The organism is Tepidamorphus gemmatus (assembly GCF_004346195.1).
GTDB lineage: Bacteria > Pseudomonadota > Alphaproteobacteria > Rhizobiales > Tepidamorphaceae > Tepidamorphus > Tepidamorphus gemmatus.
Map to the genome: position 1 here is coordinate 48,850 of NZ_SMAK01000011.1, position 13,308 is coordinate 62,157.

17 protein-coding genes are annotated in these 13,308 nt (G+C 65.5%); 6 read left to right on the forward strand and 11 right to left on the reverse strand.

Annotated elements, in window-relative coordinates; all coding sequences use genetic code 11:
• Positions 1–243 precede the first annotated feature (243 nt).
• The 7 genes from flaF to EDC22_RS15230 form a co-directional block, all read right to left on the reverse strand.
• Positions 244–564 carry a flagellar biosynthesis regulator FlaF gene (gene flaF, locus EDC22_RS15200; RefSeq protein WP_245499785.1) on the reverse strand — a complete coding sequence of 107 codons (321 nt, stop codon included), beginning with the start codon at positions 562–564 and terminating at the stop codon, positions 244–246.
• Positions 551–988 (reverse strand): flagellar biosynthesis repressor FlbT, encoded by a 438-nt coding sequence (gene flbT, locus EDC22_RS15205; RefSeq protein WP_132807536.1) that lies wholly within the window; start codon positions 986–988, stop codon positions 551–553. Before flbT ends, flaF begins: the two co-directional genes overlap by 14 nt.
• A gap of 137 nt (positions 989–1,125) precedes the next feature.
• The gene (locus tag EDC22_RS15210; protein ID WP_132807537.1) at positions 1,126–2,631 is read right to left on the reverse strand and encodes a flagellin N-terminal helical domain-containing protein; all 1,506 of its coding nucleotides are present in this window, start codon (positions 2,629–2,631) and stop codon (positions 1,126–1,128) included.
• Between the two features lie 120 nt (positions 2,632–2,751).
• Positions 2,752–3,180 carry a hypothetical protein gene (locus EDC22_RS15215; RefSeq protein ID WP_132807538.1) on the reverse strand — a complete coding sequence of 143 codons (429 nt, stop codon included), beginning with the start codon at positions 3,178–3,180 and terminating at the stop codon, positions 2,752–2,754.
• Positions 3,181–3,326: 146 nt separating this feature from the next.
• Positions 3,327–3,791: a hypothetical protein gene (locus EDC22_RS15220; protein ID WP_132807539.1), complete on the reverse strand. Its 465-nt coding sequence runs from the start codon at positions 3,789–3,791 to the stop codon at positions 3,327–3,329.
• Positions 3,778–4,089: a rod-binding protein gene (locus tag EDC22_RS15225; protein WP_132807540.1), complete on the reverse strand. Its 312-nt coding sequence runs from the start codon at positions 4,087–4,089 to the stop codon at positions 3,778–3,780. Before EDC22_RS15225 ends, EDC22_RS15220 begins: the two co-directional genes overlap by 14 nt.
• The gene (locus EDC22_RS15230) at positions 4,089–5,195 is read right to left on the reverse strand and encodes a flagellar basal body P-ring protein FlgI (RefSeq protein ID WP_132807593.1); all 1,107 of its coding nucleotides are present in this window, start codon (positions 5,193–5,195) and stop codon (positions 4,089–4,091) included. The genes EDC22_RS15225 and EDC22_RS15230 overlap by 1 nt, the downstream gene beginning before the upstream one ends.
• Before the next feature lie 288 nt (positions 5,196–5,483).
• Here EDC22_RS15230 and EDC22_RS15235 point away from each other — a divergent pair, with 288 nt between their 5' ends.
• Positions 5,484–5,903, forward strand: a complete 420-nt coding sequence (locus EDC22_RS15235) for a flagellar assembly protein FliX (RefSeq protein WP_132807541.1) — start codon at positions 5,484–5,486, stop codon at positions 5,901–5,903.
• Between the two features lie 176 nt (positions 5,904–6,079).
• The gene (gene dksA / locus EDC22_RS15240; protein ID WP_132807542.1) at positions 6,080–6,496 is read left to right on the forward strand and encodes an RNA polymerase-binding protein DksA; all 417 of its coding nucleotides are present in this window, start codon (positions 6,080–6,082) and stop codon (positions 6,494–6,496) included.
• A 152-nt stretch (positions 6,497–6,648) separates the two neighbouring features.
• On the opposite strand, the gene flgH is transcribed toward dksA, so the two are convergent.
• From flgH to flgF, 4 genes are read right to left on the reverse strand one after another with little or no spacing between them, the layout of a single operon-like run.
• Positions 6,649–7,419, reverse strand: coding sequence for a flagellar basal body L-ring protein FlgH (gene flgH / locus EDC22_RS15245; RefSeq protein ID WP_132807543.1), 771 nt, complete (start codon positions 7,417–7,419; stop codon positions 6,649–6,651).
• A 22-nt stretch (positions 7,420–7,441) separates the two neighbouring features.
• Positions 7,442–8,425, reverse strand: coding sequence for a flagellar basal body P-ring formation chaperone FlgA (flgA, locus tag EDC22_RS15250; RefSeq protein WP_132807544.1), 984 nt, complete (start codon positions 8,423–8,425; stop codon positions 7,442–7,444).
• A 13-nt stretch (positions 8,426–8,438) separates the two neighbouring features.
• Positions 8,439–9,224: a flagellar basal-body rod protein FlgG gene (gene flgG / locus EDC22_RS15255; RefSeq protein ID WP_132807545.1), complete on the reverse strand. Its 786-nt coding sequence runs from the start codon at positions 9,222–9,224 to the stop codon at positions 8,439–8,441.
• 37 nt (positions 9,225–9,261) lie between these two features.
• Positions 9,262–10,005: a flagellar basal-body rod protein FlgF gene (flgF, locus tag EDC22_RS15260; protein WP_245499787.1), complete on the reverse strand. Its 744-nt coding sequence runs from the start codon at positions 10,003–10,005 to the stop codon at positions 9,262–9,264.
• 301 nt (positions 10,006–10,306) lie between these two features.
• Between flgF and EDC22_RS15265 the strand changes: the two genes are divergently transcribed.
• Genes EDC22_RS15265 through EDC22_RS15280 form a run of 4 tightly spaced genes read left to right on the forward strand, consistent with a single transcriptional unit; the run spans position 10,307 to position 13,246 of the window.
• Positions 10,307–10,807 carry a flagellar basal body-associated FliL family protein gene (locus tag EDC22_RS15265; RefSeq protein ID WP_132807546.1) on the forward strand — a complete coding sequence of 167 codons (501 nt, stop codon included), beginning with the start codon at positions 10,307–10,309 and terminating at the stop codon, positions 10,805–10,807.
• A gap of 8 nt (positions 10,808–10,815) precedes the next feature.
• A complete protein-coding gene (gene fliM, locus EDC22_RS15270; RefSeq protein WP_132807547.1) occupies positions 10,816–11,982 on the forward strand; it encodes a flagellar motor switch protein FliM in 1,167 nt (388 codons plus the stop codon).
• A complete protein-coding gene (locus EDC22_RS15275) occupies positions 11,979–12,533 on the forward strand; it encodes a DUF6468 domain-containing protein (protein WP_132807548.1) in 555 nt (184 codons plus the stop codon). The genes fliM and EDC22_RS15275 overlap by 4 nt, the downstream gene beginning before the upstream one ends.
• Positions 12,530–13,246: a MotE family protein gene (locus EDC22_RS15280; protein WP_132807549.1), complete on the forward strand. Its 717-nt coding sequence runs from the start codon at positions 12,530–12,532 to the stop codon at positions 13,244–13,246. Before EDC22_RS15275 ends, EDC22_RS15280 begins: the two co-directional genes overlap by 4 nt.
• Positions 13,247–13,308: the final 62 nt, after the last annotated feature.

Genomic DNA, 13,308 nt, shown 5'->3' on the forward strand with positions numbered 1-13,308 from the left:
CCGCGGCCGCGGCAACCCGATCGGCCGCTTTTGCCGGGGTGGCAAGGGGAGCAGAGCGCGATTGCGGCCGCCGCCGCATCAGTTGCCCGTTTCCGGGACGTCGCATCGCCCGATCGTCTGCCCAGGTCCGGCATGGCTGCCATGATCCGCAGACCGCACGGCGCCGGACCGTATTCCGTCCGCCCTGCCAACCAAAAGGGCGACCTCGCGGTCGCCCTTGGCAGACAGTCGATGCGCGGGCGGCTATGACGAGCTGCGCAGTCCCGCGGCGATCTCGCGATTGATGGTGATCAGCGACGGCAGCTTGTCGGGCCGCGGGTCCGACTGAATCGAAATGGTGCGGTTGAAGATGAACATCGACAGGCTGGTGATGTTCTGCTTCACCGGTCCGGGCAGCGGATGTTCCGGACGCGTCGCCGAGCTCACGAAGATCGTCCAGAGTTTCCGGTTGTAGAGTAGCGCCTCATCGAGCTCGCAGCGCCGGTTGCCCCAGTCATCGAAGACGCGCTGGAGTTTGGCCGCGGCCTTCATCAGGAGGTCGGCCTCAAGATCACGCGGGCTCACCGTCTGCTGGGCCGTCCTGCCGTAGACCTGCGCCGCCGAGTTGTGCATGAGTCAGAAGTTCCTCTTCGTAAGTTATGAGAGCTTTCGCTTCCCGAAGAGCTTTGTAAAGGGAACCGGTTAATATCTCATTATTGATGCGATCAATGTAGGGATAGGTACTGGGCGCCGCGCGGAGGATGTCATTGATAAGTTCAAAATAAATGTTGCGTCGGCTTTCATCTTCTCCCATGAGGTACATCATCTGGACCGCCAAATATATCCTCTTTGCCGGCGTATCTGCCGTTTCTGGGGTCAGAATATCCTTCTCACGCAGGATCGGCGCGTTGCCCTCGATATAGAGGCGGGTCCGCTGATTGTCGTTGGTGATGACGCAGGTTCCGAGGATGAACCGTTCGCCGGGCTTCAACTCGACCTTCAGAGCCATTGCGCAACCCTCCGCAGAATCGATCCCTTCGCCATTCTGAGCGAACAATCGAACAATTGCAGGGCGCCGTGAACCGGCCAAACAAAACGGCGGGGCCGAAGCCCCGCCGCATCGATCGTTGTCTGTCCCGACGGGGATCAGAACAGGCGGAGCACCGCCTGGTCGGCCTGCGAGGCCAGCGACAGCGCCGTCGAGGACAGCTGCTGGCGGGTCTGCAGGGCGAGCATGTTGGCAGCCTCCTCGTTGGAGTCGGCCAGCACCAGCGCGTCGGCACCAGTCTGCAGCGTGTTCATCATCGACTTGGTGAACTCGGTGCGGTTCTGGACGATCGAGAGGTTGGAGCCGAACGCCGAAGCCTGAGAGCGGATCGTTCCGAGCGCGGTGCCAACGGTCGCAAGCAGCGAGTCGATGTTGGTATCGGCGTCGAGATCGGCTTCCTCGATGTTCGTCAGTCCGAGGTAGGCGGAATTGATCGTCTCCCCACCCTTCGTCTGGATCTCGATCGTCGAGGTACCCGTCTCGTTGAAGGTCAGGGTCAGCTTGTCGCCACGCAGCAGGTTGATGCCGTTGAACGAGGCATCGTCCGATAGCTTGTCGAGCTGGTCACGCAGTTCGTTGAACTGGGCCGCCAGATCAGCTCGGACGGAGTTGCCGACGATGCTGCTGGTGCCGGTGCTGCCGTCGATCTGACCCGAGGTCGCGTTCACACCGGTGACGGTAAGGTCCTGCGTCGACTGGTTCTCGATGCGCAGCTTGCCGTTATCGTTGGACGCACGAATCTTGCCCTTGAGAGCGTTGCTGTTGTTGATCGACGTTACCAGCTGATCAACCGTCTTGGCTTCCACGTTTCCGACCGTGCCGCTGCCGTTGGCAAGACCCGAGCCGCTCGCGCCATTGGCGACCGCAAAGTTGGAGATCGTCAGGCTGGCGTCGCTCGAGTCGGTGCGGTTGCTTGCGATGTCGATCTGACCGCTGCCATTGACCGTTGCCGATGCGTCGACGTTGGCTGCGGTCAGCTTGGTGTTGATGATCGAGGCCAGTTCTTCCGCGGTCACCGCAGACGCATCGGCGGCGACGCCGTTCACGTCGGAATAGGCGATGGTGATGGTCTGGGTGGCTCCGCCATTCGCCGAGATGTCGAAGCTGATCGAGCCGTCATTCGCACCGCCGTTGGTGAAGTCAACGGCAGTGAACGCGCCGCCAGCCAACGTTGCGGTCGAGGTCGTGAGATCCACGCCAACGGCCGTCGTACCGACCGCGCCGCCGGTGAAGGAAAGGGTCTCGGTGCCGGTCGGGCTCGCACCCAGATTGACCGCGAAGGACTCGGTCTTGAACGACTTGTCCTGCCGGGCCTGGCGCAGGGTCGACTGCATCGACTCGAGCGTCTTGGTGATTGCGGTCAGGCCGTTGTCGGCGGCTTCCAGCGTCTTGATGCCGTTCGACATCGAGTCGAGGAGCGACGACAGGTCCTTGGAACGGGCCTGCAGCGATGCAGAGGTGAAGAAATTCGTCGGATTGTCCAGCGCCGAGTTGACCTTCTTGCCCGTGGCGAGACGGTTCTGCGTCGTGGCCATCAGGTCTGCCGTCTTCTGCAGCGAAAGCAGGTTCTGCCGCACACCTGCGGACAGGGTGATATCGGACATGGTTCGATCCTCTTCTGGATGCGTACGGACTAGGGTTGGCTCCCTCCTGGGAGACCCCCCGCTTTTAGGCCGCCGCGTCCTAATTCTCGGTTAATTGGCGCAGCCGCTTCGACCGCAGGGTCAGGCTGTTCGAATGATGCTCGGCCCTTCCGGCTCGTCCGTATCGAGGTGGTAGGCACGACGGACGTCCGAGCCCGAAGGCGGCAGCGTCGGCGCCTCGGAGCGCGGCAAGCCGGCCAGCGCGAGCCATCCGGCATGATCGATCGGCGGAAGGTCCGATGGGGCCGGCAGGCCGTTTCCGGCGGGATCCGCCGCCCCGGCGGTGTGCGCGTCGGTATCCCGCTCTGGAGTCCGCCTGCGATCGCGATCGCGATCGCGCTTGTCGGGGCGGACGCGAGCCGCGCGATTGGCCGCGCCGACCGCCTGGCCGGTGCCCGTCACAGTCGGTCCGATCGCCAGTCCGCCGGCCGCCTTGCCGAGGCTCAGCGGATGTGACGGCGGCAGCTTTCCCGAACTCGACGACTCCACGAGGCGCTCCCGGGTTGGCACAGCATAACTTACGTTACGTCGCCAAACTAGAACACCGTCGTAAACATCCGCTGTAGGAAATCGCTAGAATGCCTGCAATTCGGTCGTCAAGAGACCGAAGGCCGGCGGACAGCCCGTGTGCGGGCAATCGTGACGGGCGCCCGGCGCTAGAGTGCCAGATTGCAGCTGAATGCCGTGCCGCGCCTTGGCGTCGGTGCATGCTGGCCATCGGCACCATAGACGGTCGGGCCAGCGCCCTCTGCCTCGAAGATGTCCGCGATGCCACGGATGAGGGTTTCGGAGACCGTGCGCGCCGTCGCCAGGACGGCAAGATTGTGCGAGAGGGCGGATTCGAGCGCGTGATGTCGTTCGCGCAGGTGGTCGATCTCGTTCGGTGCCAGGCGGGCGATCTCGCCGGCGCTGTCGCGTAGCGTCGGGTAGCTCTTCAGGTAGCGCTCTGAGGCCTCGAACTTGGCGGATCCGAGCGCCGTTGCCGCGCTGAGCCGGGCCGAGCGCACCAGCGCCGTTTCCTCCTCGAGCACACTGATCAGCGCGTCGACCGTAGCGGACAGGTCGATGCAGAAGTTGCGGGCCGTATCGGCATCGCGGACAATTGTCTTAACCGGCGTCATTCTGTGCCTCCTGAAGTCTGAGCAATTCGCGGGCGACCTCGTCGGCGATGCCGATGCCGCCGTTGGCCGCGATTTCCTTGCCGTACTGTTCGATCAGCATCCCTCGATAGGTCTCTTCCGCATGGCCGCCGCCGAACGGCCCGTCCGTCGGCAGACCGGCGAACATCTGCGCGAGCATCGTCGACAGGAACACCGACTCGAATTCCTCGGCGGTGGCCCGGATCCGGTCTCTGGATGCGGTGACGGGGGGCAGCGCCGGCGTGGCGGGCAGGGCGAGGCTTGCAACATCCGGTGTCATCACATCACCTCGATCTCGGCCTGAAGCGCGCCGGCTGTCTTGATCGCCTGGAGAATGGAGATCAGGTCGCGGGGGCCGATCCCTAGGGCGTTCAGCCCGTCGACGAGCTGCTGGAGGCTGACGCCGCCCTCGACGATCGCCAGACGGTTGCCTGACTGATCGTCGACCAAGATCTGCGTACGCGGCACCACCTCGGTGCGGCCGGTTTCCGAGAACGGTTGGGGCTGGCTGACTTCAGGCGTCTCCGAAATGGTGACGGTCAGATTGCCCTGGGCGACCGCCACGGTGCTGACCCGCACGTCCTGTCCCATGACGATGATGCCGGACTGCTCGTCAATCACCACCTTGGCGGTCTGGTCGGGATCGACTCGCAGCTGCTCGATGTCGGTCAGCAGCGAGATGACGTCGCCGCCATACTTGCCGCTGCCGCCGACCAACAGCCTGACGGTTGCCGGATCAGTCGCCGCGGCAGTCCCCGGGCCCAGGAAGTCATTGATCGCATTGGCGATGCGGCTGGCGGTGGTGAGATCTGGATTGCGCAGGGCGAGGCGCAGATGCGGCAGCTGTGCGAGCGAGAAGGCGATCTCCCGCTCGATCAGCGCGCCATTGGCGATGCGGCCGCTGGTCGGTACGCCGCGGGTGATCGAGGCCGCGTCGCCGATCGCGCTGAAGCCGGCGACCGCCACAGGACCCTGCGCGACGGCGTAGACCTCGCCGTCGGCCGCCAGCAGCGGTGTCACCAGGAGCGTGCCGCCCTGCAGGTTGGTGGCGTCGCCGAGTGAGGAGACCGTAACGTCGATCCGCGTCCCCTGCGTGGCGAAGGCCGGCAGATTGGCGGTGACCATGACGGCCGCGACGTTCTTGGTGCGCAGCGCGGCATCGCGGGTGTTCATGCCGAGCCGTTCCAGCATGGCCTGCAGGCTTTGCCGGGTGAACGGCGAATTGTTGAGGGAATCCCCGGTTCCGTTGAGGCCGACCACCAGCCCGTAGCCGATCAGCTGGTTGTCGCGGATTCCCTCCACGTCGACGAGGTCCTTGATCCGCGATGTCGCGGCGGCTGGGGCGGCGCCGGAGATCGCGGCGACACCGGCCAGCATCGTCGCCATCCCGGCGCAGCCCACGATACGGGCGAGCTTCGTTAACGTTTGCAGCATCGGCACAGCTCCCCATTTGTGCGATGCATTCCGACATGCGAGAAGCATGCCAACCGGCAGGGGGCGATCTTCGGAGGAAAGTGCTGGCATAGCAGGGCTTTTCGCGTTGGCCCGGCGCGCGAGGCGGTTAACCGGCCGGTCATCATTTGCCGCAACCCGGCAGTTCTTGCCGGGCGTTAAGGGTGCGTTAACCGGGTTTCGTAACCTTCAACTCGTGCGACAGAGCTGGAGGCGTCTGGCATGCGAATCGATGGCAATCGGCGGACCGGCGCCCTTGGCAGGAGCCGGGGCGTCGCCTTGCACGACAGCGCGACGGGCAGCTTCTCGGTGCCGGAGGAGGCACCGGCAGGGCGGGCGACGGCAACGGCCGCCAGCATCACGATCGGCGGGGTCGAGTCGCTGCTGGCGCTGCAGGCGCTCGACCAGCCGTCCGACCGCGCCGTCCGCCTGGAGCACGGACGTGCCATGCTCGATCTGCTCGACGGACTGAAGCTGGACATCCTGTCCGGGTCCGTGTCGGCATCGCGCCTCGAAGGGCTCGTCGAGCGCATCGCCCGGCGTCCGTCGCGTCATCCCGACGAACGGGTCGAGGCGCTTCTCGACGAGATCGAGCTGCGGGCCCGCGTAGAGCTTGCAAAGCTCGGTCGCGTCGCGGCCTAGTTGACGGCGGCGGCCTTGCTGACCCGGCAGGCCGTGCATCCGGAAGGTCGGGAAATCCAGCCCATCCCGACCGGCGCGCGGGTGATTTCCGATTTGTCATGAAGGCTTTGTTGTAAGGTGGAGGGGCTGCCGCTATAAGGGCGCCCATAGTCGACGGTCCTCGAGGGGAATCGCCGATGAATGGCGTGCTTGATACCGAATATCGGCCTTCCGAGGCCGAGCCTTTCATGAACGACCGGCAGCGCGAGTACTTCCGGAAGAAGCTGCTGGCATGGAAAGAGGACATCCTGCGCGAAAGCCGGGAGACCCTCACCCAACTTCAGATCGACAGCCAGAATCATCCCGATCTGGCCGATCGCGCATCATCCGAGACCGACAGAGCGATCGAGTTGCGAGCCAGGGACCGGCAGCGCAAACTGATCGCCAAGATAGATGCCGCCCTCAAGCGCATCGAAGACGGCACCTACGGCTACTGCGAGGAGACAGGCGAACCGATCAGCCTGAAGCGGCTCGATGCCAGGCCGATTGCCACGCTGTCGATCGAGGCGCAGGAACGTCACGAGCGGCGCGAGCGCATCTATCGCGACGACTGAGCCGCAGATCTCCTGGCAGGTTCGGAGAAGCAAAGCCCCGGCGGTGAGTCCGCCGGGGATATTCGTTGCTGCGGGTGATTCCGGAGGATGGGCGCGGCCCCGGGGGAGCATGGGGCCGCGCCCGATCGCTGCCGTTCCACAAGGGGGGAGCCTCAGAACGGCAGCAGGATGTCCAGCACCTGTTGCCCGTAGCGGGGCTGCTGGACGTCGGTGATCTGGCCGCGACCGCCATAGGCGATGCGCGCCTCGGCGATCTTGCTGGAATCGATCGTGTTGTTGGCGGTAATGTCCTCGGGCCGGACGATGCCGGCGACGATGAGTTCGCGCATCTCGAAGTTGACGCGAACTTCCTGGCGACCCTCGATGACCAGGTTGCCGTTCGGCAGCACCTGGGTCACCACGGCGGCGACGCTGGTGCGCAGTTCCTCCTTGCGGTTGATGGAACCCTGGCCGGTGGTGAGACCGTCGCTGTCGAGATCCACCAGAGCCGATCCGCTCTTGTAGTCGGCGGGGATCAGGTCCAGCACCGCGTTGCCCAGCGCCCCGGCGGCGGCAAATCCTTCGCTGGCGGCGCGGCTGCGCTGGGTCTTGTTGTCGAAGATCGCCTTGTCGCTGAAGATCACCTGGACGGTGAGGATGTCGCCGACGCGCTGGGCGCGCTGATCCTTGAAGAATCCCCTCGCACCCGACCGCCACAGCGAATTCGGTTCGAAGATCGGCGGTTCCGGGTCGGGCATCGGCATCGACACCGGCTGGTAGCCTGCGGCTGCGGTGGGGTTCTGGATGGTGCTGAGATAGGGCGGTTTGCCCACCTGCTGCAGCTTGTCGACGGTCTGGGCACACCCGCCGAGGGAGGCGGCCAGGACTGCGGTCAGGACCAGGCCGGCACGGTGGCCAGCGCGACGATCGGTGTTGATGCGCATTGTGCTCCCCGGAGCGTTGACGTCAGTTGGCCGATACCGACAGCGCCGCCATCGGCCTGCGCTGCGGCATTACCGCGACCAGCCCCTCGCCGATCACCTCGGCCTCGATGGTGCGCCCGGACTGGAGGTTGAAGACCTTGACCACCTCACCGCGCGCGCCATTCGACAGCGCGCGGCCGCGTGTCGTCAGGGTCATGCCCGGAACCGAGTAGGCAATCGTCACCATCCCGTTGCGCTGGACGAGCAGCGGCTCCATGAGCATGTCGCCGGACAGGACCGATCCGGAAGGCAGGCGGCGCCTCGCCGACATCCCGGCGATCGCGGCCGGATCGGTCAGCACGTCGCCGCGCACCATGTGTCGCGGCATGCGCTCGGCGGCCAGATCGGAGGGGCCGATGGTCTCGCCGCGCTCGATGGCACGGACCAGGACCGGAACCTCGACGATTTCGACGGCGCGGCCGGACACGCGGATGCCCGCGGCGATCACCTCGCTGTCGCTCACCTTCAGCAGCGCGGAGAAGCGTCCGGTGCGGGCATCGTGCTGAAGGTCGGCGACCGACAGCGGTGCGGTGGCCGTCGATTCGATGGCGATCGGCTGGCCCTGACCGTCGATGGAAATGTCGAGATCGGCCGCGTCACGGCCCGAAACACCGGCGGTCAGCCGGCGCCTGATGGCGTCGGTCATCTCCTCGGCGGAGATGATGCGGCCGGCCCGCGTCACCGAGACCGACAGGACTCCGGCAGAGTCCACGTTCGTGAGGCCCTTGGCGGCGGCGGCGGCGAGCACCCGGTCGACCCGTACGGTCCCGGTTGTGCCCGGCTCCGGTGACCGGAAGACCGCCGTGTCGCCGGCCGCGCCGGCATTCTCGATGAGATCGGCAAGCGTGACCAGGGTACCGTGGACGGTGATCGCGGCGCGCAGGCGCGGCATCTCGTCGCTGCGGGCCGGCAGTGCGAACACGACCGCGGCGAGCGCTGCACCGACGACGAGTGTGCGGATGATCATCTCCTGGCCTCGCTCACTGGATGTTGGAGGTGGTCGACATCATCTGGTCGGCCGCCGAGATCACGCGCGAGTTCATTTCGTAGGCGCGCTGCGCGGCGATCAGGTCGGAGATCTCCGAAACCGGATTGACGTTGGCCTGTTCGAGGTAGCTCTGCAGCAGCGTCCCGAATCCCTCTTCGCCAGCGATGCCGACCTGCGCGGGACCGCTCGACTCGGTCTCCAGAAACAGGTTGTCGCCGATCGGCTGGAGGCCGGCGGGATTGACGAAGCGCGCCAGGTCGATGGTGCCGAGATCGGTTGCCTCGGCGTCGAGACCGATGATGGCCTGCACCAGGCCCTGGGCGTTGATCGAGATCGATCGCGCCGTATCGGGGATGACGATCTCTGGTTCGATGACGAAGCCATCGACCGTCACGATGGTGCCGTTGGCGTCGCGTTCGAGCGAGCCGTCGCGGGTATAGGCGGTGCGGCCGTCGGGCAATCGCACGCGGAAGAAGCCGTCGCCGCGGATCGCGATGTCGAGCTCCTTCTCGGTCATGAGGATGTTGCCCTGGCTCATCACCCTGGGCGTGGCTGCGGTCTTGACGCCGCCGCCGATCTGGATGCCGGTCGGCACGATCGTGCCGGTATCGGACGTCGCCGCACCGGGCCGCCTGATGTTCTGATAGAGCAGGTCCTGGAAGTCGGCCCGCTGGCGCTTGAAGCCGGTGGTCCGCATGTTGGCGATGTTGTTCGAGATGACCTCGACGTTCAGCTCCTGCGCCATCATGCCGGAGGCGGCGATATGCAAGGCTCTCATTGCAAAGACCTTTCGTGTCTGCGACCGAGGCGTCGGATCAATCGATCCGCCCCAGCGCGGAAATGGCATCACGACGCAGGTTGTCGGCCCGCTCGATCATGCTTGTCATGGAGGCGTAGGCGCGGGTGACCTCGATCATCCGCGACATCTCGAGGAGTGGCTTGACATTGGACTTCTCGATCATCCCCTGGAGGACGCGCGGCTGATCCAGGATCTCCGGCTGGACGTCATCGGCGCGGAAGACGGAGTTGCCTTCGGCCTTGAGAGAGGTCTGATCGGCGAAACGGACAACGCGGATGCGTCCCTTCTCGCCGGCCTCGGTGGACACGGTGCCGTCGCCGGCGACCGAGATCGTCCGGTCCTCGTCGTTGAAGATGAGCGGACCACCGTCGCCGAGCACGCGGTATCCCTCGCTGGTGACGAGGTGGCCGGTGCTGGTGAGCTGGAAGCTGCCATTTCGCGTGTAGCGCTCGCCCTGCGGCGTCTGCACGACGAACCAGCCCTCGCCATCGATGGCGAGATCGAGCGGATTGTCGGTGGGGATCAACGCCCCCGGTTCGAAATTGTGCAGTGTCCCGCGATCCATCACGTAGGACAGGTCGCGGTCGGCCCGCTTGTTGGCGGTCGCCTCGGCGCCGCGCATCAGATGCTCCTCGAACAGCACCTCGGCGGATCGGAAACCGGAGGTATTCATGTTCGCCATGTTGTTGGCGATGACGTCCATCTCCCGCCGCAGTGCGACCTGCCGCGACAGGGATATGAGAAGGGCATTGTCGATCATGTCCGCACCGTTGCTTGCTCCCCCGAGCGAACCCGCCACGGTGCCGCGCCGGGTTCGCTGCAGTTGATGCAGACCCCGTGCCAATCTTGAAAGCTAGATATTTCAATGTGATATCTGCATGACGCGCAGCCGATACCCGGCAGCATGCGGCCCAGCGGGCAGTTCCGGTCGGCAGAATTTTCCCAGCCCCGGCGCTTTGGAAACCTTTCGTTAACCATCGGCTTCCTAGTGTCCAGGAGGTGATCGGAAGGCCTTGGCGAGTCTGTCGGCGGGCCTGATCCGATCGGCAGGGGCGGCAGGCATGGCAGACACCGCGCAGCCGGATTTCGACAGGATCGGGACGGATACCGACGGCGCCACGGACGAGGCGAAACCGCGCAAGATCCGGCGGCTCGCCATCATCGGCGGTGTCGGCGCCCTGCTGCTGTCGGCCGCCAGCTATGGCGGGGCGATGTTCTTCGGTCTGTTCTCGGACGATGCCCCCGCCGCTTCGGCCCCGCCGGTCTATTTCGATCTGCCCGAAATGACGGTCAATCTCAGCTCGATCGACCAGCGGCCCCAGTATCTGAGGGCCAAGATCTCGCTGGAGATGAGCGACGAGAAGACCCGCGCGGCGGTCGAGCAGGTGCTGCCGCGTGTCCTCGATGCCTTCCAGGTCTATCTGCGGGAGTTGCGTTCCACCGATCTCGAGGGGTCGGCTGGCATCTATCGGCTGAAGGAGGAGCTGGTGCGCCGGGTCAATCTCGCCATTCACCCGGCGGAGATCAACGCCGTCGTCTTCAAAGAGATCATCGTTCAGTAGGAGCCGAGATGGCGGGCGACGACGACATCGATCAGGACGCCCTCGCCGCCGAATGGGGCGTCAGTCTCGACGACGAGGAGGGGGCGAGCGGCGACGACGCGATGGCGGACAAGTGGGCCGCCATGATCGACGAGGAGGAGCCGGAAGCGGTCGCCTCGGCGGGGACCGAGCGAGTTCTCAACCAGGAGGAAATCGACAGTCTGCTGGGCTTCAACGTCGAGGGCATGAACCGCGACGTGAGGAACGGCATCCGGGCGATCATCAATTCGACGATCGTCTCGTATGAACGGCTGCCGATGCTGGAGATCGTCTTCGACCGCCTCGTGCGGCTGCTGACGACCAGCCTGCGCAACTTCACCTCGGACAATGTCGAGGTGGCGCTCGAGGGGTTGTCCTCGGTCCGGTTCGGCGACTATCTCAACTCCATTCCGTTGCCGGCGATCCTCGCCGTGTTCAAGGCCGAGGAATGGGACAATTACGGCCTGGTGACGGTCGGCTCCAATCTGATCTACTCGATGGTGGACGTGCTGCTCGGCGGCGGCCGCGGCTCGATGCGCCTCAGGATCGAGGGGCGGCCCTACACGACCATCGAGATGAACCTGATCCGCAGGATGATCGAGGTGGTGCTGGGCGACGCCGATCTGGCGTTTGCGCCGCTGTCGCCGGTGCACTTCAACGTCGAGCGGCTCGAGACCAATCCGCGCTTTGCGGCGATCGCCAGACCTGCCAACGCGGCGATCCTGGTGAAGCTGCGGATCGACATGGAGGATCGCGGCGGCAACATCGAGATCCTGCTGCCCTATGCGACGATCGAACCGATCCGCGAGCTTCTGCTGCAGATGTTCATGGGCGAGAAGTTCGGTCGCGATCCGATCTGGGAGGGGCATCTGGCCAGCGAGCTGTGGTCGGCCACGGTCGAGCTCGATGCGGTGCTTTTCGAGCAGGAAATGCCACTCCGCAAGGTGATGGACTTCAAGGTCGGGGACACCCTGGCGCTCGACCGCCGGACGAGCGATCCGATCATCCTCAGATGCGGTGAGACGGTACTGACGGAAGGAAAGGCGGGGCGGGTCGGCGACAAGGTTGCGGTCCGGATCACCAGCCGGCTGCGCCGGCCGAAGATGACCTATGCAGCGTTCGAGAAGGCCGACAGAATGGCCGTGGAGGGCACGTGAGCGGTTCATATCTGGGATTGATGATCGAGGGGCTCGTCGCCATCCTGCTCGTCGTGACAATCAGCTACTGCGTCGTGTTGAACCGGCGGCTGAAGCGACTGCGTACCGACGAGGCCTCGCTCCGGGCGACGATCATCGAGCTGGTCCACGCCACCGAGATCGCCGAGAAGACGATTGCCGGATTCCGCGAGACGGCGGCGGAGTGCGACCGGAATCTCGCCAGCAAGCTGCGCCAGGCGGACCGCTTCAGCCGATCGATCGAGAAGCAGGTGGAGCTGGGCGGCAAGGTGCTCAACCGGCTGTCGCGGATCAGCGAGCTCGCCCGGACCCATGGGCTGGTCGAGCGCGCCGAAGCATCCGCGGTACCGGCACGAGCGACCGATCCTGCCGACCAGCGGCAGGACGCCGTGGCGCAGGCCGCCGGCCGGGCCGCTGCTGCGGTCGGCGAGGCGGTCAGGGGGCAGGCCGGTGAGGTCCGCACGATATCGCATCCCGATCAGTTGCGGCAGCGGGTTGGGATGGTGGCCGACCGCGGTGGCAGGGCGGCATGAAGGACATCCGTCTCCTGCCGATCGTCACGGTTGCGGTCGCGGCGTTGCTGATGCTGAAGGGAGTCGGGTTGCTGCTTGGCAGTGCGGGCGTGATGTCCGGGATCGCGCCGGCCGCGGCGCAGCAGGACGCCCCGCAGACGCCGCCGGGCGACACTGCGGCGGCATCGTCGGCCGAAGCCGGGCAGACCGAAGCCGGTTCAACTCCGGTCGAGCTCGAGAAGTCGATGCTGGAGAAGATGTTCGGCGGCGACAGCCGGTCACGCGAGGCCGTCTACGAGAGCCTCGGCGAGCGCCGCGAAGAACTCGAGGCCTGGGCGCGTGAGCTGGACCTGCGCGAAGGGCTGCTGAAGGCGGCCGAGCAGCGGGTCGAGCAACGGATTGCCGAGCTGAAGGCGCTGGAAGCGCGGGTGACGCGCGCCGACGAGGAGCGCCGGGCCGAGGACGAGAGGCGGATCAAGGCACTTGTCGCGATGTATGCCGAGATGAAGCCCAAGGATGCCGCGCGCATCTTCAACGGCCTCGAGCTGCCGATCCTCGTGCAGGTGGCAAGCCTGATGAATCCGCGGCAGCTGTCCGGAGTTGTCGCCGCGATGGACCCGGTGGCCGCCCAGCGGCTGACGATCGAATTGTCGCGCCAGTCGCCGGATCCGATCGCGGCTCCTCAGGAGGGCGGCGAGCTTCCACAGATCGTCGGCTCGCGGCCGGCCGAATAGCGCCGTCGCTTAAGCCGGCATTTACCCCGACCTTCCTATTGTCTCCCGGGAGCAGGATGCGG

Excerpts from the sequence above, each read along its gene's own strand:
- EDC22_RS15225 (WP_132807540.1), bottom strand. The coding sequence starts at position 4,089 with ATGACACCGGATGTTGCAAGCCTCGCCCTGCCCGCCACGCCGGCGCTG.
- EDC22_RS15230 (WP_132807593.1), bottom strand. The coding sequence starts at position 5,195 with ATGGCGACGATGCTGGCCGGTGTCGCCGCGATCTCCGGCGCCGCCCCA.
- flgG (WP_132807545.1), bottom strand. The coding sequence starts at position 9,224 with ATGAGAGCCTTGCATATCGCCGCCTCCGGCATGATGGCGCAGGAGCTG.
- flgF (WP_245499787.1), bottom strand. The coding sequence starts at position 10,005 with ATGATCGACAATGCCCTTCTCATATCCCTGTCGCGGCAGGTCGCACTG.
- flgH (WP_132807543.1), bottom strand. The coding sequence starts at position 7,419 with ATGCGCATCAACACCGATCGTCGCGCTGGCCACCGTGCCGGCCTGGTC.
- EDC22_RS15265 (WP_132807546.1), top strand. The coding sequence starts at position 10,307 with ATGGCAGACACCGCGCAGCCGGATTTCGACAGGATCGGGACGGATACC.
- EDC22_RS15280 (WP_132807549.1), top strand. The coding sequence starts at position 12,530 with ATGAAGGACATCCGTCTCCTGCCGATCGTCACGGTTGCGGTCGCGGCG.
- EDC22_RS15220 (WP_132807539.1), bottom strand. The coding sequence starts at position 3,791 with ATGACGCCGGTTAAGACAATTGTCCGCGATGCCGATACGGCCCGCAAC.
- flbT (WP_132807536.1), bottom strand. The coding sequence starts at position 988 with ATGGCTCTGAAGGTCGAGTTGAAGCCCGGCGAACGGTTCATCCTCGGA.
- EDC22_RS15235 (WP_132807541.1), top strand. The coding sequence starts at position 5,484 with ATGCGAATCGATGGCAATCGGCGGACCGGCGCCCTTGGCAGGAGCCGG.
- flgA (WP_132807544.1), bottom strand. The coding sequence starts at position 8,425 with ATGATCATCCGCACACTCGTCGTCGGTGCAGCGCTCGCCGCGGTCGTG.
- fliM (WP_132807547.1), top strand. The coding sequence starts at position 10,816 with ATGGCGGGCGACGACGACATCGATCAGGACGCCCTCGCCGCCGAATGG.
- EDC22_RS15210 (WP_132807537.1), bottom strand. The coding sequence starts at position 2,631 with ATGTCCGATATCACCCTGTCCGCAGGTGTGCGGCAGAACCTGCTTTCG.
- dksA (WP_132807542.1), top strand. The coding sequence starts at position 6,080 with ATGAATGGCGTGCTTGATACCGAATATCGGCCTTCCGAGGCCGAGCCT.